We start from the raw sequence: 19,819 nt of genomic DNA on the forward strand, positions 1-19,819 counted from the left end.
ATCTCTAGTCGAAAATAATCGATTAGAGATAGCTAAGTATGAAGGACTTTTATGTGAAAGGAGAACCGTATGAAGAAATTAGCAGCAAAAGTACTTTGTGGTCTTTTTGCCATTACGGCAACAGCAGGTTTTAGTATGGTGGCTGAGGCAGCCCATGGAGACAAGGTCAATATTGCAGCGCCTTTTAAGGCGACTGTCCTTGTAGATGGCTTGGGTTCTCCGTGGGAAGTTCTTTGGGGACCGGATAATTCGTTGTGGGTAACCGAACGTCAGGCAAAATCGATTTCTAAGGTTGACCCGAAAAAGGGTAAGCATAAGGTATTGTACACCTTTAATAATGCCGTGGCGGCGCCGCCTCATCAAGGCGTTCTGGGCCTCGCACTGGACCCACAGTTCCTTAAAGGAAATAATTATGTCTACACGGCTTATACCTATGAAGTGAATGGTGAAAAGCATGCTCGTATTGTCCGTATGACTTATGATCCTAAGACCGAGACACTTCGTGATGAAACAGCTATCCTCGATAATCTGCCGGCCAGCGTTGATCATAACTCCGGTCGACTTCGTTTCGGACCGGATGGTAAGCTTTACTATACCATCGGTGACCAAGGGAATAATCAGGGGACTCGCGTAGCCAAGGAAATCCAGGCTCAGATGTTACCAACAGCAGAGCAGGTAGCCGCTAATGATTATAGTCTCTATCCGGGCAAAATTTTGCGTCTCAATGCAGATGGCTCCATTCCTTCAGATAACCCTGTATTAAATGGTGTCCAAAGTCATGTATATGCCTATGGGTTCCGCAATACTCAGGGGCTCGCCTTTGTTGGTGATAAACTCTTTGCGACCGAACATGGTCCGTCTACAGATGATGAACTGAACCTTATTGAAAAAGGCGGCAACTATGGCTGGCCGTATGTGGCAGGTTATAGAGATAATGAATCCTATGTGTATGCCAACTATTCCCAGGCTTCCAAAGAATTGCAGGCAAAATTTGATTCAAACAATATTCCGGCAGGCGTTCCGACTCAGTTGGAAACAGACTTTAATGCTCCGAACCTTAAAGATCCGCTTAAATCCTTTAACGTTGTTCGCAATGGCTATGATTTTGCCGATGAAACCTATGCACCACTTTACTATGTAGGTTGGCCAACCATTGCTCCTTCCAGTGTTGCCTACTATCCGGCAGACGGGAAGATTACAGAGTGGCAGAATTCCTTGCTCATTACGACGCTTAAGAATGGTGCCATTTATCGTGTGAAACTTGATGGTAAAAGTGAACAAGTTCAGGGCGATGTAGAAAAATTATTCAAGACTAATAACCGTTACCGCAATGTTCTTGTAAGCCCGGATACTACAAAGATCTACGTTGCTACGGATAACGGCGGTAATGCGCTAGGTAAAGATGGCAAGCCGATTACAGAGATGGAAAATAAGGGCGCTATTATCGTCATTGAATATACAGGAGATAAGACCGGCAAATAAAAAGACTGATTCCCGGTAGAGATTTCAGTTTACGTTCTTTTCGAGAATATAGCATAAATGAATATATGTAAAAGGGACCCAGCGCCATAACGGCGGAGGGTCCCTTTTTGAAAATTTAAGAGCACTTGATGAATATAAAAAGATATAAGCCTTGTAATTAGTATCATCAATCTGGCAGCTGCAATACTGATTTACAAGGCTTCTAAAAAGTAAAAAAGCAAGAGGGTGAAACACCCTCCACCTCTTAAAAGTAATTATAGACTCAAGAGAATAAAAATGCAATATTGAGGAATGATATTAAATAATTGTAATGCAAAATATAATATCTATTGTATTAGGCGAGATAGTTTTTTACTTAATTTTCTTGACTATTTTATCAAAATCAGAGATATATTCTTTGTCTTGGATGACGCGAAATTTTTTATATTCACTTTTAGCAAGTGATTTTGCTACCTCGGCGGATATTTTTCCTGCGTTATTTAAAATATCATACTCATTGAACTGCAAGAAATTATCAAGTCTGCCTGACCAATCGGACATGCTCATGGCAATTTGTCTTTCTGCCTGATTTTCCGCATAATCTAGGAACATTGTTACTACTCGGTTTAATTCTCGTAGCTCGGATTCAGTCAAATAGTTTTTTGCAGTGATAACATCGCTTTGGAGTATTTTGCCATCAGGCATATTTTTCCACGTTGTTAATCCCATATGTGGTTTTTGATGATTCGCACGCTCATGAATAATTTCAGCCGCCGTATGATTTGTAATGGCCCAATGGAGCTTATTTTGAACAGTAGAATAGAATAGTTGAGCCTCTTGGCTATTTTTATCGTAGTCATAGCTGCATTGTGAAAAAATATCGGTAATTTTTTGATAGAAACGTCTTTCAGAAGCACGAATCTCCCTGATACGTTCTAATAATTCATCGAAATAGTCTTTGCCGAATTGACGACCATTTTTTAGTAAATCATCATTTAAGGCGAATCCTTTTACAATATATTCTCGTAGTGTATTTGTGGCCCATATACGAAATTGAGTAGCCTCTTTACTATTAACTCGGTAGCCAACGGCGATGATGGCGTCAAGGTTATAATAGGTGACATTTTTGGTCTGAGTTTTTTCATCTATAGCACCATGTTTAGTGGTATGTGCAATTTCTGCACATACCACTGATTTATCAAGTTCGTGTTCATTAAAAATATTTTGTAAATGGCGGCTGATGGTTGAACGTTCAACATTGAACAATTGAGCTATATCTTTTTGAGGCATCCAAAATGTCTCATTTTTAAAAAGCACATTAGTGGTAATATTGGTATCATTTGATTGATAAATAATTACATCTCCTTGAGGATGTAATCCGTCCGGGAAAGGAAAAAACATATTGAACCTCCTAAAAATATTTTATTTCATATACTCACTAATTCTTTCTTAGAACAATTATAACATGAAAAGAGTTATAAGGATTAAAGGCGGCTTCGATGATAGGGATGGAATTAGTAAATTGACATTAAAATCCCTCCCCCTTACGTTAGAATCTGAGCCTTAACGTTAAGAGGAGGGATTTATTGAATACTATTTTTAGTTTTTATAAGAGCTGAATTAAATCACTTTCTATATCGATTCGCACATAAAAAGTAATTCTGATTTAGTTTATAGTAACTAGCAATTCTCACTTAGTTTTTACAAACCAGAAATTTTGACTAGTTTATACTAATAAGGCTTCCACTAGTCCCAACCTAACTTACGACGTTTTTCTTCGATGCCTTCGATAATCTGTTTAGCCAAGGCTTTTGGATCCGTATTAACGGTCATAACAGAACCGAGCGTGTCTTTCGTGTCGTGTTTTAAGAAGTTTTCCACATTAGTGGAGCCTTGTACCGGTGGTTCTACGCAGTGGTAGGAGTTGATACCGAACATGCGGAATGCAAGGGAAGCGTCGAGACCTTTTTCATTGGACCATTCAGGACTGGTGAAGGCGTAAGGCATATCTTTAATGTCTTTGCCCGCTGCCTGAGCGACGCCGGCTAAAACGGTGGATACACGCGTGTTATCTACGCATTCGCCTACATGCCATACCGGTGGTAATTTGCCGCCCAAGAATTCCTGTAAGGATTTACCGGCTTTGGACGCACCGTCTTTACTGCAATAGCCCAATTTTAAGAGTGGGAAGGATGCACAACCGTTTGTGAAAATTAAAATGTTGTTTTTCAATAATTCGTCGGCAATATCAACAATGGCTCGTTCGTAAATAACGCGCGGGTTGTTACAGCCAACCATGTTAACCATACCTTTGATTTGACCGCTCTTCAAAGCATCTACAAAAGCACCGAAACCATTGAATTCTTCAGCAATGTTTTCAGCATTGAAGCCTACATCGGCGGTTACTTTGTATGGTGGAATGAAAACCGGCACATCGCGACGATTAGCAAAGCTTTCGATAGCGCGGGTTACGATTTTGCGCGCCAATTTTTCAGTGTCTTCAATGTTGGAATGATGATGATCATACGCATAATGTTCAGCGCCTGGGAGACGAGCTGCATCGTTAGTAGTCACGACCGTTGTTTTGAAGCAACGCGCCACATCCATGATGGCAGGGAATACGTCCTGTACATCGGCTACCCATAAATCAAGCGCACCGGTACCTAAAACGAGTTCGGCACCAACGGCGTTTGACAAAGGAATAACGCCTTCGTAACGGTACATAGCGGACAAGCAGGAACAGCATACGCCGTAGAACTGAATCCCTTCGGCACCATGGGCTTTCGCCATGTCGATGAATTCCTGAGTGCGGCCGACACGAACGATTTCGCTCACTAAGGTTGGTAAATGACCGTGAACGGCAATGTTAACATAGCCTTTTTTCAAAGCACCGACATTTACTTTTGAAGTCGCCCGATGACCGATACCGAAGAGAACATCGGTAGCAATATCGGCAGCGACTACGCCGGTGTAGCAGAAAGCAAGACCGCAACGCAAGAATTGTTTCATAATGCTTTCCCAATCACCATCGGTACCGCAACCGGTGCGGTGGTAAGCATCGAATACTTCGTTATAAGCACTGATTGGAATAATGTCCAAATCTTGCCAAACTTTTTGGCGTTCAGCCGGAGCCAAGGCTTTGATGGCTTCGTAGTCATCCGGTGTGGCGCGAGATAAGTCGGCCAAGAGAACATCAGCCAATTTGCCGGCTAAGGCTTTAACATCATCCGTGTCATCCGGGATGCCAAAGGCTTTGCAAACTTGGTGTAATTTTTCAACACCGATAATCGGTAAATTCAAACGACCTTCAGCAACAAATTTTAAGGAAAAATAACTTCGCGAGCGTGCGCACCGTGTTGAGCCACGCCGGCAGCGGCACTGCGCAATAAGTTACGAGATACGATGAGGTCTGCATCGGCACCACAGACACCGCGTGGCGCTTGTGGTGTAATCTTACATGGACCCATGTTACAGATTTTACAGCAGACACCGGCTAAACCGAAGGTACACTGTGGTTTTTGTTTGTCAAAACGATCAAAAGTAGTATCGCAACCGATTTGTTCCATACGAAGAATCATTTCACGTACCGCAGGATCCGGCGTTTTGTCCAAAACGTCTTGTTTGGAGGCAAAAGTTTTGCGATATTCCGCAACGGCTTTCATGTAGTCGTTAACGTCGCCATGTACATGAGGATGATTGTGGTCATGAGGATGTACGTGGTCGGCGAGACAATCATGTTCATGGTCGTGGTCGTGTGCGTGATCATGAGCGTGTTCATGAGTATGAGGATGATGGTGGTCATGGTCATGATCGTGAAGATGCTCATGATTGTGGTGGTGATCATGGTTATGATCGTGAACGTGCTTTTTGTCTTGTTGATTGTCGTGTTCAGACATAAGAATTCACTTCCTTTAAGTGTAAAAAGAATAGTACTTACTACCGACTATTTGCTACTTTAAGTATAGAACTACTTCAGTGTATTATCAAGAAGAAATCGTTGTTTTTGTAAAATTATCAAGTACATTTGTATATTTAGGAAAAACGATTTTGCTGTATGCCCGAGTCATGTATAATGAGAGGTAATGAGACCAATGGTGGTCCGAAGATAAAAAATGAGTGGAATGGAGAGGGCGTTCCTGTCATTGCTTAAATAAAATACTACAAATAAATGAAAGGTCCCATTCGATTAATATCTGAGTGAGACCTTTTTCAGGTTTTACTTATTTCAAATATTGTTGATAGAATGCATCGATTTTATCAAACGGAATGTAGTTTGGATTATCATAGAAATCAGTATGCCATGCACCCGGAACAATAATCAACTCTTTGTTGTCCCCTTTAAGTTTTTTGAAGGCATCTTCACTGAAGTAACGGGAATGCGCTTCTTCACCGGCGATGATCAATACGGCACTCTGAATTTCATCGGAGCGTTGTAAGAACGGCATGTTGATAAAAGATAAGGCGGATGTTTTATTCCAACCGCCAAGGGAGTTGACGGAACGTGGATGGTAGCCTCGGTCCGTTGCATAATACTCAGCATAGTCGCGGATAAATTTCGGTGCATCAGCTGGTAATAAATCCGGATTTACATTGGCACCGGTGCGGACGAAGGTATCGTTTTTATAATCTTCCGTACGCTGTGCATTAAGCTCTTCTAACGTCTGATGACGTGCTTCGGCGCTGTCATTGGCATCGTTATAGCCATTCGCATAGTAACGGGTCATGTCGTACATAGTTGTAATAACGCTGGCTTTTACACGAGTATCCATGGAAGCGTTATTTAAGGCAATCCCACCGAAGCCGCAGATACCTAAGATGCCTAAGCGGTCAGTATCAACCAGACTTTGTGTGGTAAGAAAATCGATGGCGGCAGAATAATCTTCCGTGTTGATTTCCGGTGATGCTACATTGCGGACATTACCGCCACTTTCACCGGTGAAAGACGGGTCAAAGGCGATGGCAATATAACCGCGTTCTGCCAAAGTTTGGGCATACAGGCCGGATACCTGTTCCTTAACGGCGCCGAACGGGCCCACCACTACGATAGCCGGTAATTTTTCGCCGGCTTTGATATTTTTAGGCACATACATATCGGCTGCGAGAGTAATGCCGTAGCGGTTGTGGAACGTTACTTTTTGATGATTTACTTTATCGCTCTTTTTAAACTTTTTATCCCATTCGTTGGTAAGTTTAAGGTCTTCGGTGATTACACCCGGTGAAATGAGTGCGTTGGCTTGTGCTACTGCAGGGCCGGCCGCCGAAACTGTTTGGGCCGCGATGCCGGTAGCTGTCATGAGTGTGCCTAATGCTAAGGTCATAAGAATTCGTTTCGTTTTGAATAATTTCTTCATAAGGGTCTCCTCCGTAATCGTTTACTTTTTAGATTTTGTTAATTGATAAATAAGATAATCCAGACAGTCGATTTGTTGTTGTTTACAATGAAGTACATTCAATAATTCCTTACGATGAGCCAATAAGCGTCTGTGTAGCTGGACTCGTTTACCTTGTGTGAATTCATCCATACAAGATTTTGTCATCGTTTCACTACAGCCGGCATCAAGGAGATTTTGTCGAATGATACCCCTAATATCTGAAGCTTCGGGCATTCGTGTCACCCCTTTCTAATTGGTCGTTGTTTGTTTACTTCAACTGTATGACCATAGTATAATGGCTACAAAGACAAATTACCAATATCAATAATAAATTGAAATCTATTAAAAATCTTAATCGATTAAACCGAAAGGGGATGCAGTATGGATACCACTATTTTGCGCCATTTCCTGACGATAGCAAGGGAAGGCAGTATGACAGCGGCTGCCAATGAATTGCATATATCACAACCCACCCTCTCTGTTCAGATGAAACAGTTGGAAGATACCTTGGGGAAGAAGGTTTTTCAAAAACAGGGGCGTAATCTTGTGCTCACGGAGGAAGGCGTTTTGCTGAGAAAACGAGCGGAGGATATTCTGTCTTTGGTCGATAAAACGATGCAGGAATTTCAAGACATGGATAATCTCATAGGTGGCGAGATTCGTTTCGGTTGTGCAGAAACGTATTTGGTTCATCATATTGCCACTGTTTTTCACGAGTTACAACTACAGTATCCGTTACTTCATTTTCACATTACCAGCGGCAATACCGAGCAGGTTATTGAGCGCATTGAGCGAGGCATATTGGACTTCGCCTTAATTGTGGAGCCGCCGAGCCTTGATAACTTTAATTATATTGAACTGCCGGGCACTGATACCTATGGTGTATTGATGCGGCCTGACCATCCATTGGCAGCGAAACAGGCCATTGTTTTTGATGATCTTGTTAGTGAAAACCTGATTGCTTCGGAGCAGACGATTCAAAATGATATCTCCCGTTGGTGTGGTGAAAAAGTGAATCAGTTGAACTTTATCGGGAATGTAAACTTGTTTTATAATGGCAGTCAGTTTGTAAAAAACGGCGTAGGCCTGCAGCTTATTTTTGAACATTTAGTGCCGCAGTGTGATGAGTTAATATGGCGACCGCTGTCGCCTAAGCTGGAAACCCGTTGCTATATCGTGTGGAAAAAATATCAGATATTTACACCCATTACAGAAATATTTATAAAAGCGCTGACTAACTTGCTAGTGGCATGAGAACTATGTTTTTGTGTACCGGACAAAACGCTTGTGCTATACTGTAAGTAAATATCAAGTAGTGCGTTTCATTGATTGAAAGGGATGAGGTATATGAAGCGGTTATGGCAGGGATTATTTATTTGTTGTTTAGGGTTAGTTTTTATGTTCGCCGGTATGAATTCGGCAAGCGCTACGGATGTTTGGGTAGATCATTGGAATTATGAAAATATTGATATATATGTTATGAACGATACAATAACATATAGTTCTGATTCGAATGGTCGAGGTTTTTCAGTGTCCACTAAGTTCGTCAAAAATGGCCAATTAAAGCAAATCGTGGTTTGGAATTTTTCTAAGTTCAGAAACGATATGTGGCGCTATCGTACAAATACGATGAGAGGTGGACACACTACCGTAGTAATCCCTCATAATGGGGTATTTGAGTATGGCATGAATCAAATTGGCTGGCGTTATTATATTGATCAGACGTATTACTATTAAAAGTGTATAAAATCAAGAGGGTACTATTATGATGATAAGTCCGGAAGAGTTTGTAGAACAGCATAAGAATGACACACTTGAAGAATTAATAATGGTCCGTAGGCATTTAGAAAAAGACCTTGTGGAATTAGAAAAGAAGTTGTTTTATATTGGTGTCGATGAGAATGATCCGAGTATATTTACCTTGGTTGAATTTGAGGTAAATCCGGGACCTGAAGTGGAATACCAATGTAATCTTATGTATTTGGCTGAACTTTGTAATTTTTTGCTTGAAAAATATAATCGCGAAGAAATATGGGGATATTTGAACGACGATGATGACGATATTGATGACTTAGAGGCTGATATTGAAAAGTAATCATATGGAAGGGGAACTTATGAAAGAGTGTTTTAAACTATCAGGCAAGGATATAACCTTATATAAAGCTGAAAAGCCCAATCAACCATTAGTTGTACTGAATATGTTTGAAGACGATAGTTCCGGCGTGTTGGCAGAACTTCAGAAAATGGGCGATTTTGATATAAATCTTCTTGTTATCAGTAAGCTTAATTGGAATTCTGAGTTGTCACCGTGGGAAATTCCTCTCATTTCAAAACAAGAGCCGCCATTTACCGGCGATGCTTCTGTGTATCTCGATTGGCTCCTAAATGAGGCGTTGCCAAAAGGACTTGAGTTAATAGACGGTACACCGACAAAAACATATATTGCCGGTTATTCTATGGCGGGACTTTTTGCTTTGTATGCTCTTTATAACTGTGATGTATTTGAACGGGCTGCCTGCATGTCCAGTTCGTTTTGGTTCCCGGACTTTAAGGAATATGTTGAATCGCATCAAATGAAGCGTATTCCGGAAAAATTATACTTCTCTTTAGGTGATAAGGAATCTAAAACGAAACATCAGATTCTTAAAACGGTACAGGATAATACAGAAGCTATTGTTAAGCATTTAAGAGAACAGAATATAGATGTAACCTTTGAAATGAATGAAGGAAACCATTTTAAGGATATAGATTGGCGGATAGCCAGGGGGGATTGCGGAGATTTGCGGATAAATATGAAGTGCGAATGATTATAAAGGAGTGTATACGAATGGCTAGGGGTAAATCAATTGAATTATTTTTGGCCAATGGGACAGCTGATAGTCTTATTACGGCTGAGTTTTCAAATTGGAACGGTAAAGCAATTAAGATTCCAAGAATTGAAGTGAGTGAATGTAAACGCACAGATATAAAGGGAGCCGGTGTATATTATCTGTTTTGCAAGGAAGAGGATGACACTGATTCTGTGTACATTGGTGAAGCTGAAAATATTCAAGAAAGATTAATGCAGCATTTAAGAGATTATGCGGCTGAAAAAGAGACGTATTATTGGAATACAGTAGTATTATTTGTAGGTCGAGATTTAAATAAAGCTCTTATTAGATATCTTGAGTCTCGATTAGTTGATATGGCTAGAGATAGCAAACGTTATTTGGTGTTAACTAAAAATACTTATCGCAAAACGATTTTAAAAGAATCTCAAATTGCTGCTATGGAAGAATTTCTTGATAATATTAAAGTTTTAATTAATACGTTAGGGTATAAAGTTTTAGAACCTATTGTTCAAAAGAATGAGATAACACGTCAAGAATATCCTAAGTTATATTTAAATATTGGAAGTGCAACAGCTACAGCTATGATTACATCTGAAGGTTTTGTATTGTTGTCAGGAGCTTCTGTTAATGAAAGAACAGCCCCTAGATCATTCAGTTCCGGATTGATTAAATTAAGAGATAAACATTATAAAGCTGGTAGAATTAAAGATTGGAAAACAGTTGAAGATATATTATTTTCGAGTTCTTCCACCGCTGCATGTTTTGTCCTTGGATATAATGTTAGTGGGCCAGCAGTATGGAAAAACGAGGACGGTAAAACTTTAAAAGAGACTGAAGCGGAAAAATCATTCGAATAAATAATGTTTTGGGAATAGTTTAATGATAAAAGCTTAGATTCTTTCGACATTCTACGCAGCGTAGGTAGCCAGTACCCCCATTTTATCTTAAGATAGCCATAGCAAAAGAAAGAGGTGTAATGGCTATGAATTATATATCAGGCACGATGTTAAAAGAACTGCGTGAACGCAAGAAGCTCACGCAAAAAGAATTAGCTGAAAAGCTACTTATCAGTGACAAGACGATTTCTAAATGGGAGACCGGCAAGGGTCTACCGGATATTACTTTGGTTACGCCATTGGCGGAGGCACTCAGTATCTCCGTAGCAGAATTGTTTGCCGGCGAATATGCTATCAATGATAACTGCTCCGCCAATGTAAAAAAACTCAAATTTTATGTCTGCCCAATCTGCGGCAATATCATTACAAGTTTTGGTGAAGGTGACTTCAATTGCTGCGGTGTTAAACTACCGGTTCTTACTGTAGAAGAAGATTCACCGGAAGAATCTCCGGAACATATCATTAACGTTGAGAAGATTGAGCATGACTTTTTCGTGCATATGGAGCATCCCATGACGAAACAGCACTATATTTCCTTTATGGCGTATGTGACATCAGATAGATATACATTAGTGAAACTCTATCCTGAACAAAATGCAGAGTGCCGTTTTATGAGTCGTGGGCATGGCATTATTTATGCCTATTGTAACCGTCATGGGCTGTTTAAATTGAATGTATAAAAGAATCTGAAGAGTTTGTATTAAAAACAGGCAGTAATTGAACATAAATTGACAAAACTAAAGGCCTACAAAGTTAGATATTTCTGACTTTGTAGGCCTAATTGTTTATATAGATTTTATAGTATAGCAATACTAGTCAATTTGATGATTAAAGCAACTATTTTTGTTCTTCCACCCGCCCCGCACTCTTAAGCAGTGCGTCTTTGAGCTTACCTTCAATCTGCAGCAATTCCTGTTCCGCAGCTTGGCGTTTTTGGCGTCCTTCACTCTGGATACGGATAGTATCCTCGATGGTAGCGATGAGATCTTCGTTAACCTGCTTAATTGTCTCGATGTCCACGATGGCCCGTTCATTTTCAACGGCCGTTTCGTGCGAGTTTTGTTTGAGAAGCGCAGCATTGCGTTTTAAGAGCTCATTGGTAGTTTCGGAAACAGCTTGCTGCATCTTGAGCGCTTCTTGCTGACGCCCGAGGCCGAGGGCAAGAACCATCTGGTTTTTCCACAATGGAATAGTGTTGTAGATGGCTGTTTGGATGCGGTCCACCAAAATCTTGTCGTTATTTTGGATGATGCGGATTTGCGGCGCCGTTTGAATGGCAATCATTTTGCTGAGCTTCAAGTCATGCACTTTCTTTTCAAACTGAATCACGGAGTTTTTAAAATCCTGCACCACTTGGTGAGCCATCGGATTATCGGAGAGCTGAGCATCGGCTTCCAGCTTAGGAATCGTTACTTCATTAAGTTCCTGGAGTTTTTCTTCGCCCGCTTGGATGTAGAGCTGAAGCTGTTTGAAGTATTCCAGGTTCTTTTCAAACAAACCGTCAAACATGGCCACGTCTTTCATGAGCACCATTTTTTGCTTGTCCAGACCGGCTTGAATCTTATCGATTTGAACAGCCAGCGTAGTGTAAGACTCTTTGAGGTTCGCCACTTTTTTGAAAAGGGAACCGACTACCGGCAGATTGGCCAACATGCCTTTAGTGCCATCCTGCTCTGCTTCGAATTCGTTAACCTGTTTTACCAAGTCGGTAAGCAAGGTGCCGGCCGCTTCGTGATTCGTGCTTTTCACGGTCGCCAAGATGCTGTCTGAAAACGTCGCAATGTTGTCCTGTGCCGCCATGCCGTATTGGGCGATAGCATTGGACGTCACTAAATCGATGGAGTTTTTGATTTGATCTACTTGTTTACGTTCTTCCGGCGTGAGCGTCTCTACTTGTTGGTTAACGCGAACCAATTCCGTTGTTTCAATGGTTGGTGTATCTTCCGTAGCTTCTGCCTGTTTCTTCGCTAAGAGGTCGTTCAAATTAATTTCAGCCATAATTGCACCCTACTTTCGTCTACGATTTAAAAATTAACCAATGTTGCTGCCCAACTTCACGCAAGGTACAGGTGGGGATTCTGAGCCATATATTAGATGGGTATCCTACGCCATGCCTTAGGTGGGAATTCTGCACCCTGCATTAGGGTGGGTATCCTGCGTTCATTTACTTACGATTTAAAAATTTATCACTAAGCTCAATCAGGGAATTGATGAGAGGATTATTCGCTTTAGTGATTGGTGGACGCTCTTGAATATTCGGATTGAGCCCGTCCGCCGACATATTCTCCCTCATGACCTTCATCTCCGCATCGAGATCGATGAGCTGTGAGTTAAGAACCTTGGTAAACTGATCGGCATAGGCTTCGTCGTAATAATGGAGGAGCTGTTTGATCTCTCGTTTAGAATGTTCCACTTCTGGCTCCTGAAGACCGGTCCGATCCAATTCTTTGTATTTTTGCACCAATAAGATGGCGCGGTCCTGATAATAATCGATGAAACGGCGCGCCAGCCCGATACGTTCCGGATGCTCTTGCAGATAGGTCAGAAAGTTCTTGGCAATACCTTGTGTTTTTTGTAACTGCTTGCGGAACGATTTATCGTTTAACGTTTTGATTTCCCGCTCCATTTTGTTGTAGTCCGTAATGGCTTTATTAAAAAGCTCCGTGTTGAAGCGGTCCAGCTCTTTGTTACCGCTGTTGAATTTTAGCTTAGGGTTAAAACTCTTTTTCCAACGAATGGCACGGTAAAGAGCCAAAAAACCAAGGATAACAAGGCTTGTTGTTTCAAAACCGGAAAAATAAGATTCCGTTGAAAGGGTGAAGCAAAAAACTGCTATAAATAACCAAAAATATCGCATGTATGGTTCCTCCTTAATATGAAGAATCGCTTGTATTAATTTTATCATATTTTCATAAGCTCTGCCGATATCCATTTAGAACTCACAGGTGATAAATAGACCAATCGGGCGTGAAGTAAAAGGCATGCGAATATAGTCTGAGGGCCGTAGATTGACGAGGAAGTTTCTTAAGCCTATTTATTACATACTTGAAGAAATGCCGAAGAAAAGCTTGAAGAAAAACTCGACAAAAAAATGCGGAATCCGCAATAAAATTTCGAATTGTCTTGAAGCAAGTTAATATCATTGCTATAATATAGTCGAGGAAAAAATGCGGAATCCGCAATAAAATTTCGAAATATGAAGTGAGGTGAGAATATAATGGAATTTGCCAGAGCGGAATATATTGAAAAATTAGTGGCTAAAAAACATAATGGTAGAATCAAAGTGATAACGGGGATTCGAAGATGCGGAAAGTCGTATTTACTTTTTAAATTATTTGTTAATTACTTACATCAAAATAATGTTCATGATAATCAAATTGTCCAATTAGCTCTCGATGAAATTGGCAATGCCAAATATAGAAATCCAATCGAGTTGGACGCGTATCTTAGATCGCAAATAGAGAGAACTTCAACACAATATTATATTTTAATTGACGAGATTCAATTTGTAGCTGAGATTAAGAATCCATACGTTAATGATAATACAGCAAAATTAACCTTCATAGATGTTTTGCTGGGGTTAATGAAGTTGCCTAATGTGGATATTTATGTAACCGGTAGTAATTCTAAAATGCTATCTTCAGATATTCTTACCCAATTTCGGGATCGTGCGGATGAAATTCAAGTATATCCTCTTTCCTTTGCAGAAATGTATGAAAAATATGAGGGACCGGAACGCAATGCATGGCTTGATTATTATACCTATGGCGGGATGCCGGTAGTTTTTTCACTACAAACGCACGAAGAAAAGAGTAAGTATTTAAGTGATTTATTTTTGCGAACCTATTTAAAGGATGTAGTAGAACGTTATCAAATTCAAAATGATACGTCCATTTTGGAAGATTTATTAAATATTATTGCTTCCAGTATAGGATCTTTAACGAATCCGACAAAATTAGCTAATACTTTTTTGAGTAAAAAACAAGTTAAAATCAATTCGACTACAATCAGTAGATATTTGAGTTATTTTGTTGATGCTTTTTTAATAAAGCAAGCTAATCGATATGATGTTAAAGGAAAAAAATATATCAAAACACCGTTAAAATATTATTACACTGATGTGGGTATACGAAATGCAAGATTAAGTTTTCGTCAACAGGAAGAAAACCATATTATGGAAAATGTTTTGTACTGTGACTTAGTACGTCGGGGCTATAATGTGGATGTAGGTGTTGTTGAGGAGTATATTAGAACTGATTCCGGTAAAAATACTCGTAAGCAATTGGAAGTTGATTTTATAGTCAATCAATCCAATCAGAGATACTACATACAATCGGCGCTATCGATTGATAAACCTGAAAAACGAAATCAGGAAATAGCTTCATTACTGCGGATCCCGGATTCGTTTGGCAAACTTGTGGTTATACGTGACTATATTAAACCTTGGCGTGATGATAATGGGATTGTTTATGTTGGCGTAGAGCAGTTCCTGTTAAATAAAGATATTACTCGATTATTTTAATAGTGTTATTTTGGCAATCATTTGATTAAATGATTGCCTGTTTTACTTTAAAAATCAGTTAAATAGATCGGCCCACGTTTAATATTTAATAGATAAATAAATTAGTAGATTAGAATTAAAATAGCAACCAAAACAATAACCAAAACAATAACCAAAACAATAACCCAAACAACAACCAAGTGAAAAATGGTTGTTTAAAACCATTTGACTTCGTGTAATTTTGGTTGTACAATGAAAGTGCAGAGAGGGGTTGAAGCTCATAAATAGGAGAAAGCTCCTTAGAGGCTTAAGCGTAATATACGGATGAGTCAATAACCGGTAGGCCTGAAACAATGTATCCGGTAAAAGTGTTAGCTCATCCGGCAAGAGTGTTAGTTTATCTAGTAAGAGTGTTGCTTCATCCTGTAAAGGAGGTTTTAAAATCATCTAGTAAGAACGTTTTAAATTTTTTTAGCATTCTTTAAAATGGTTATACAAAACCAAAAAGAATAAAAGTGTTAGTCAATAGATTATCTAGTAAGCCCAAAAGTTATCTAGTAAATCTAAAAAGTATCTAGTCAGCAAAAACCATCTAGTAGAAAATATCTAGTAAAAACTATCTAGTAAACCCATAAATTCATCTAGTTAGCTTACTAGATAAAAACGGACGAATTTGTATTCACGTAAGGAGGAGTTAGTTATGTTAGGTTATTCAATTGGTATGTTAAAAGAATTCAGTGAGGATGTTCTTGAAAAGTTTGTCGGCAAAGTGGCGAGTGTTTTCGAATATTACTATTATGATTCTGACGATGATTTACCACTTATCCCGTTCAAGGACAGCATTTTGTTTGCTACGTTAATGTTCACTATGAAACGTCATAGACTTACTGAAAGCGAGGCAGAGGACTACATTGCAAAAGAGGTTAAGCTGCCTTCAATTAAAAAGGATTATATTGATTTGAGACAATACTATCCGAACGTATTACCACCTTTAGAGCCTTGTAAAACGGAAGAGCTATTTGCCTATATCCTTCTCGCCGAGCCAATTATTCGGTCGAAGTCTGAATACAATGTGGGAAGAAGTATTAATCGCTTGTTTGTTGAATTGTTAAGAGGTCAAGAGTCTGTATACGACTGGGGGTTTGCACAAGGTCAATTTCTGATTCAGTCACTCTTGAAAAATTCTTCAAAACCACAGGTATCGGGGATTGAAGTGAAAGAAAGTAACTATGTAGTTACTAAAATTCGGATGTGCATGGTGGGTGAAGCAGCAGACCTTCAACTGGGAAACCTTTTTATTGAAAAACAGGCCAATAGTGAAGGGGCCGCCGCCGTTATTTGCCCACCGCGTAAAAACCCGCTAACGGAGATTCAATATCGTGGCTATTATTTACAAAGCTCACTGGCTGAGTTGTTTTATAGCAGTTCAGACAGAGCTATGCATAACGGAGAATGGCCCTATGTTCTTAAAGCGTTGGATTCACTGCAACCCGGCGGTAAACTCATGGCCCTTACATCGACTGAGGCCGCTTCAGATAAACTTTATAGGGCGATTCGTCGTAAACTGCTTGAAGAAGGTTTGGTGGAGAGCGTTATCTTATTATCGAATCGCCTGATTCCGGGAAATAAGAAAGCCGCTATCCTCTGGATTTTTTCAAAAAAAGATAATCGCTACGTACGCATGATTAATGCCGGTGAAATCAGGACTAAGAGAGAGCCGGTGTACTATTTATCGGACGAGAATATAAAACAGATTGCCGATCTTTATCGCTATGGTGAAAAATACACGGGAACTATGACTGATGACGAAACTGTCATTGAAGATATAGTGAGGGATGTAGCTGTTGAAGACCTCTTGAAGGCCCCTATGTCTCATAGACGGCACCATCGTTTTGATGACGAAGAAATTGTTAACGTATGGAATTTAGGCCGGGATGAAGGGCCGCAATGTGATTTGGCGCCGGATCGATACACCAATAGAAACGCTACGGCAACGACTGATACGGAGGAGCTGTTTAAGGGTCCATCCTATTTCCTCGGCGATGTGTGCAAGATTCGACGTGGCGCCGATGAAAAAGTCGATGAGTCGGATACGGCGGATACCGGTGATTTGGCAAAATACATTACGCCGAAACATCTAAATAACCGCACGATTGATGTTTTGAAAATGCCTTCGCTTACGACAGTCACAGTAACGGGAAATCGGAAACCGCTGAAGACAAACACAATTATTATGAGTAAATCGGCACCGTTTAAATTCGGCTTTATCGATGATTTGAAGGGGCGCAATGTATATTGCAGCGGCAATACCTATAAGCTGACCGTTGATGAAAATGAAATAAATTCCATCTATTTGTTTATGTATCTGACTTCGGATTTGGCAAAAGAACAATTGACTCGAATTAGTGAAAACATGAATCCTTCATCGCGCACGAAGACAATCAGTATCACCGATTTAGGGGAGGTTCAAATTCCAATCGTGCCTCGTGACGAACAAGAGATGCTTGCTAAGGAATTTTTGAAAATGGCAGCTGAAGAAGAAAACATTCAAAGGCAATTAGATACGATTTCAGAAGGCAAAAAGGCACTCATTGAGAACGCGATGGCTAAAGCAGAACAAGAGAATAAATAGGATTTTGTATAGTGAGGAGGATGTGTATGTTTACGAAAAAAAGCATTTTTTACGACCCAATCGAAGACGGCACCGCCGAAATTTTACGTATCAATGCGGATGGCAGCTATAACGTCATATCGGTTAATGTTTTTTACAGCATCGGTGGCGTTGCGCCGGGGTATTTGGAATTTAGAGAACGGGCGGAAGGCATGGTATTTGAAGACGTAACCATTGGTGAACGAAACTATGGCATGTGGATGCCTATCGGCAAAACGGCCTATAACGAAAAGGCCTCAAAGCTGCTTGGCAAACCGGTGCAAGGCAATGTGTATATCATTCGCACCGACAGCTATAGAGAATTTCTGGAAGACGAGGATATGGAATATATCCAAAAGGTGCTTGGTTAATCAGGCCTGCCGGCGGATATATACGCGAAGAGGCATATACGAAGATGCATACATGAAGAGGCATATAGAAAGATGTATAGATGAAGTGGCATATAGAAAGATGTATAGATGAAGAGGCCTATGCTGAGTTAAGGGGGATACTATGTTTCGCAAAGATTTTATCGAAGGCAGTCGAGGCCTTCATTATGAAGACGAAGAGGAGTACATGAAGATGCATAAAGTTATGTTGCCGTATAAAAAAGACGGGCGCGTGGTGGCATCCATTCGCGGGGAAATGCGCGGGAGCATGACCTTGCGTGATGAAAAAGGCAAGGTGTTGGCCCGTTATAGCTTGGTTAATAATTCTACGAAGGTTGTGAATGGTAAAAGCCTTGGTAGGGGCAATTGGTTGGCACAACTTTTAGTGGAGTATGTAGCGAGTTTGTCCTGTGAAAAAACTGCTGTGGCTGAGGTTGATAGCGGGAATGAGCCGGAGACGTTGAATAAAATGGCCGAATCGGATAATTAGTTGTCGTGTGGGAGTAAGGAGCGTGTTTTTATGAAAAAATATAAAGAACTGGAGATTGGGCGTGATGGTGTATCTCGATTTGTAGAAGTAGAGGCGGGGCCCTATGGTCAAGACGGAATAGCCGGTGCCGCACGACATAGACACTTCTGTAGTATACGGAAAATTAAAGTTAAAAATTTAGGCAAGAATTTTTATATCGTTGTAAATGGTCACAACACGATTAATCCGTTTAATAAAGACCCCCGGAAGGGATTTACTAAAGCCGATGATGCCGAACTTTTCAATGAAAATGCCTCAAAGCTTGCGGAACGAAATATATTCGGAAATGCCTATGTCGTGAAATTTGATAATGGCACTTACCGTGCCCTCTATGATGAGGATATTAGGGAGTTGAAAAAAGTATATCCATTTCCGATTAAAGGGGACGATGAGGAGCCAAAATAGCACCAAGCGAGCCATATGAAATTAGTAAGAAAAAGCAGGTAAAATACCCGAAAAATTAGCTCATAAAAGAGGAAACGCATTACATGTAGTCGAATATTATAAGGTAATGCGTTTTTTTACAAAACTTATTAGGCTATAGGAGATCGTTGCTATTTAGGGGATAGAGGACTGCTGCTATGAAACGGGATAAAGTGTTAAAAATCGGGTATGACGGCCATTCTGAATTTATTACCATTGAGACCGATAACCATGGTTGGGGCAAGATACTGGATATTTGCAAGCACGAAAGTTTTCACAAAGTCGATATATTTGGGGCCTATCGTCTGGCGGGCTATGTATTTGTGGTTGATGCTAAAAACTCCATCAAGAGGATGGAAGCTGAATTGATAAATCCCTTCTTTTGCCCGCTTGATGACAACTATTATAATGGCAACGCCAGCATGCTAATCGGCACGAACATCTACGGCAATGCCTATGTGGTGAAGGCCTATGGGATGAAGTACGGGGCTTTTAGCAAAAAAGATATGGGGGATCTGGCAAGGAAATATCCGTTTACCATTGATAATTTGAGTGAAATGGGGATTACGCCGAAGGGGCGTTAAAACCGGGAAACGTGAAAATGCGTTAGTTCTGTTGATTGATTTAAGATGAAACAATATATGCTGATTTGAAAATGCGGTTTGAGCGGATATGTGAATTCAAACCGCATTAATGCTATATAAGTTTATTTTTATCAAGCCAAAACTCCTTGATTAAGGTATAATTAAATATAAGATTAAAAGTGA

The 19,819-nt window shown here is 40.2% G+C and carries 18 protein-coding genes and 1 pseudogene; 13 read left to right on the top strand and 6 right to left on the bottom strand.

Annotated elements, in window-relative coordinates; translation table 11 throughout:
* The first annotated feature begins 69 nt into the window (after positions 1 to 69).
* Entirely contained in the window at positions 70 to 1,482 is a 1,413-nt protein-coding gene (locus QZL64_RS14280) for a glucose/sorbosone family PQQ-dependent dehydrogenase (RefSeq protein WP_021842625.1), read from the top strand.
* 351 nt (positions 1,483 to 1,833) lie between these two features.
* Here the strand turns inward: QZL64_RS14280 and QZL64_RS14285 are convergent, their stop codons facing one another.
* From QZL64_RS14285 to QZL64_RS14300, 4 genes and pseudogenes are all read right to left on the bottom strand, one after another.
* Complete coding sequence (locus QZL64_RS14285; RefSeq protein ID WP_021842626.1) at positions 1,834 to 2,862, bottom strand: virulence RhuM family protein; 1,029 nt, start codon at positions 2,860 to 2,862, stop codon at positions 1,834 to 1,836.
* Positions 2,863 to 3,207: 345 nt separating this feature from the next.
* Positions 3,208 to 5,357: pseudogene (gene cooS, locus QZL64_RS14290) on the bottom strand (anaerobic carbon-monoxide dehydrogenase catalytic subunit).
* Positions 5,358 to 5,681: 324 nt separating this feature from the next.
* The gene (locus QZL64_RS14295; protein ID WP_021842629.1) at positions 5,682 to 6,812 is read right to left on the bottom strand and encodes an alpha/beta hydrolase; all 1,131 of its coding nucleotides are present in this window, start codon (positions 6,810 to 6,812) and stop codon (positions 5,682 to 5,684) included.
* Positions 6,813 to 6,833: 21 nt separating this feature from the next.
* Positions 6,834 to 7,067 carry a hypothetical protein gene (locus tag QZL64_RS14300; RefSeq protein ID WP_021842630.1) on the bottom strand — a complete coding sequence of 78 codons (234 nt, stop codon included), beginning with the start codon at positions 7,065 to 7,067 and terminating at the stop codon, positions 6,834 to 6,836.
* 147 nt (positions 7,068 to 7,214) lie between these two features.
* On the opposite strand from QZL64_RS14300, the gene QZL64_RS14305 reads away from it, so the two are divergent.
* The 6 genes from QZL64_RS14305 (at position 7,215) to QZL64_RS14330 (ending at position 11,240) form a co-directional block, all read left to right on the top strand.
* Complete coding sequence (locus QZL64_RS14305; RefSeq protein WP_021842631.1) at positions 7,215 to 8,087, top strand: LysR family transcriptional regulator; 873 nt, start codon at positions 7,215 to 7,217, stop codon at positions 8,085 to 8,087.
* A gap of 93 nt (positions 8,088 to 8,180) precedes the next feature.
* The gene (locus tag QZL64_RS14310) at positions 8,181 to 8,570 is read left to right on the top strand and encodes a hypothetical protein (RefSeq protein WP_226974377.1); all 390 of its coding nucleotides are present in this window, start codon (positions 8,181 to 8,183) and stop codon (positions 8,568 to 8,570) included.
* A 28-nt stretch (positions 8,571 to 8,598) separates the two neighbouring features.
* Complete coding sequence (locus QZL64_RS14315) at positions 8,599 to 8,928, top strand: hypothetical protein (RefSeq protein ID WP_021842633.1); 330 nt, start codon at positions 8,599 to 8,601, stop codon at positions 8,926 to 8,928.
* Between the two features lie 19 nt (positions 8,929 to 8,947).
* Entirely contained in the window at positions 8,948 to 9,640 is a 693-nt protein-coding gene (locus QZL64_RS14320) for an alpha/beta hydrolase (protein WP_296309743.1), read from the top strand.
* A gap of 20 nt (positions 9,641 to 9,660) precedes the next feature.
* Complete coding sequence (locus tag QZL64_RS14325) at positions 9,661 to 10,521, top strand: GIY-YIG nuclease family protein (RefSeq protein WP_021842635.1); 861 nt, start codon at positions 9,661 to 9,663, stop codon at positions 10,519 to 10,521.
* Positions 10,522 to 10,646: 125 nt separating this feature from the next.
* Complete coding sequence (locus QZL64_RS14330; RefSeq protein ID WP_021842636.1) at positions 10,647 to 11,240, top strand: helix-turn-helix domain-containing protein; 594 nt, start codon at positions 10,647 to 10,649, stop codon at positions 11,238 to 11,240.
* Positions 11,241 to 11,397: 157 nt separating this feature from the next.
* Here QZL64_RS14330 and QZL64_RS14335 read toward each other — a convergent pair whose 3' ends face one another.
* Both QZL64_RS14335 and QZL64_RS14340 read right to left on the bottom strand, forming a co-directional pair.
* Positions 11,398 to 12,558, bottom strand: coding sequence for a toxic anion resistance protein (locus QZL64_RS14335; RefSeq protein WP_021842637.1), 1,161 nt, complete (start codon positions 12,556 to 12,558; stop codon positions 11,398 to 11,400).
* Positions 12,559 to 12,724: 166 nt separating this feature from the next.
* Positions 12,725 to 13,417 (bottom strand): 5-bromo-4-chloroindolyl phosphate hydrolysis family protein, encoded by a 693-nt coding sequence (locus QZL64_RS14340; RefSeq protein ID WP_021842638.1) that lies wholly within the window; start codon positions 13,415 to 13,417, stop codon positions 12,725 to 12,727.
* Between the two features lie 360 nt (positions 13,418 to 13,777).
* Between QZL64_RS14340 and QZL64_RS14345 the strand changes: the two genes are divergently transcribed.
* The 6 genes from QZL64_RS14345 (at position 13,778) to QZL64_RS14370 (ending at position 19,636) form a co-directional block, all read left to right on the top strand.
* Positions 13,778 to 15,082 (top strand): ATP-binding protein, encoded by a 1,305-nt coding sequence (locus QZL64_RS14345; protein ID WP_021842639.1) that lies wholly within the window; start codon positions 13,778 to 13,780, stop codon positions 15,080 to 15,082.
* 679 nt (positions 15,083 to 15,761) lie between these two features.
* Complete coding sequence (locus QZL64_RS14350) at positions 15,762 to 17,693, top strand: type I restriction-modification system subunit M/S (protein WP_021842640.1); 1,932 nt, start codon at positions 15,762 to 15,764, stop codon at positions 17,691 to 17,693.
* 26 nt (positions 17,694 to 17,719) lie between these two features.
* A complete protein-coding gene (locus QZL64_RS14355) occupies positions 17,720 to 18,082 on the top strand; it encodes a hypothetical protein (protein ID WP_021842641.1) in 363 nt (120 codons plus the stop codon).
* 142 nt (positions 18,083 to 18,224) lie between these two features.
* Positions 18,225 to 18,590, top strand: a complete 366-nt coding sequence (locus QZL64_RS14360) for a hypothetical protein (protein WP_021842642.1) — start codon at positions 18,225 to 18,227, stop codon at positions 18,588 to 18,590.
* Between the two features lie 30 nt (positions 18,591 to 18,620).
* Positions 18,621 to 19,034 (top strand): hypothetical protein, encoded by a 414-nt coding sequence (locus QZL64_RS14365; protein ID WP_021842643.1) that lies wholly within the window; start codon positions 18,621 to 18,623, stop codon positions 19,032 to 19,034.
* Positions 19,035 to 19,210: 176 nt separating this feature from the next.
* Entirely contained in the window at positions 19,211 to 19,636 is a 426-nt protein-coding gene (locus QZL64_RS14370; protein ID WP_021842644.1) for a hypothetical protein, read from the top strand.
* Positions 19,637 to 19,819: the final 183 nt, after the last annotated feature.

This window comes from Veillonella sp. CAG:933 (assembly GCF_000431435.1).
Classification (GTDB): Bacteria; Bacillota; Negativicutes; order Veillonellales; family Veillonellaceae; genus Veillonella_A.

What these genes read in the sequence shown, in the direction of transcription:
- QZL64_RS14280 (WP_021842625.1), top strand. Translation starts at nt 70, where the DNA reads ATGAAGAAATTAGCAGCAAAAGTACTTTGTGGTCTTTTTGCCATTACG.
- QZL64_RS14285 (WP_021842626.1), bottom strand. Translation starts at nt 2,862, where the DNA reads ATGTTTTTTCCTTTCCCGGACGGATTACATCCTCAAGGAGATGTAATT.
- QZL64_RS14295 (WP_021842629.1), bottom strand. Translation starts at nt 6,812, where the DNA reads ATGAAGAAATTATTCAAAACGAAACGAATTCTTATGACCTTAGCATTA.
- QZL64_RS14300 (WP_021842630.1), bottom strand. Translation starts at nt 7,067, where the DNA reads ATGCCCGAAGCTTCAGATATTAGGGGTATCATTCGACAAAATCTCCTT.
- QZL64_RS14305 (WP_021842631.1), top strand. Translation starts at nt 7,215, where the DNA reads ATGGATACCACTATTTTGCGCCATTTCCTGACGATAGCAAGGGAAGGC.
- QZL64_RS14310 (WP_226974377.1), top strand. Translation starts at nt 8,181, where the DNA reads ATGAAGCGGTTATGGCAGGGATTATTTATTTGTTGTTTAGGGTTAGTT.
- QZL64_RS14315 (WP_021842633.1), top strand. Translation starts at nt 8,599, where the DNA reads ATGATGATAAGTCCGGAAGAGTTTGTAGAACAGCATAAGAATGACACA.
- QZL64_RS14320 (WP_296309743.1), top strand. Translation starts at nt 8,948, where the DNA reads ATGAAAGAGTGTTTTAAACTATCAGGCAAGGATATAACCTTATATAAA.
- QZL64_RS14325 (WP_021842635.1), top strand. Translation starts at nt 9,661, where the DNA reads ATGGCTAGGGGTAAATCAATTGAATTATTTTTGGCCAATGGGACAGCT.
- QZL64_RS14330 (WP_021842636.1), top strand. Translation starts at nt 10,647, where the DNA reads ATGAATTATATATCAGGCACGATGTTAAAAGAACTGCGTGAACGCAAG.
- QZL64_RS14335 (WP_021842637.1), bottom strand. Translation starts at nt 12,558, where the DNA reads ATGGCTGAAATTAATTTGAACGACCTCTTAGCGAAGAAACAGGCAGAA.
- QZL64_RS14340 (WP_021842638.1), bottom strand. Translation starts at nt 13,417, where the DNA reads ATGCGATATTTTTGGTTATTTATAGCAGTTTTTTGCTTCACCCTTTCA.
- QZL64_RS14345 (WP_021842639.1), top strand. Translation starts at nt 13,778, where the DNA reads ATGGAATTTGCCAGAGCGGAATATATTGAAAAATTAGTGGCTAAAAAA.
- QZL64_RS14350 (WP_021842640.1), top strand. Translation starts at nt 15,762, where the DNA reads ATGTTAGGTTATTCAATTGGTATGTTAAAAGAATTCAGTGAGGATGTT.
- QZL64_RS14355 (WP_021842641.1), top strand. Translation starts at nt 17,720, where the DNA reads ATGTTTACGAAAAAAAGCATTTTTTACGACCCAATCGAAGACGGCACC.
- QZL64_RS14360 (WP_021842642.1), top strand. Translation starts at nt 18,225, where the DNA reads ATGTTTCGCAAAGATTTTATCGAAGGCAGTCGAGGCCTTCATTATGAA.
- QZL64_RS14365 (WP_021842643.1), top strand. Translation starts at nt 18,621, where the DNA reads ATGAAAAAATATAAAGAACTGGAGATTGGGCGTGATGGTGTATCTCGA.
- QZL64_RS14370 (WP_021842644.1), top strand. Translation starts at nt 19,211, where the DNA reads ATGAAACGGGATAAAGTGTTAAAAATCGGGTATGACGGCCATTCTGAA.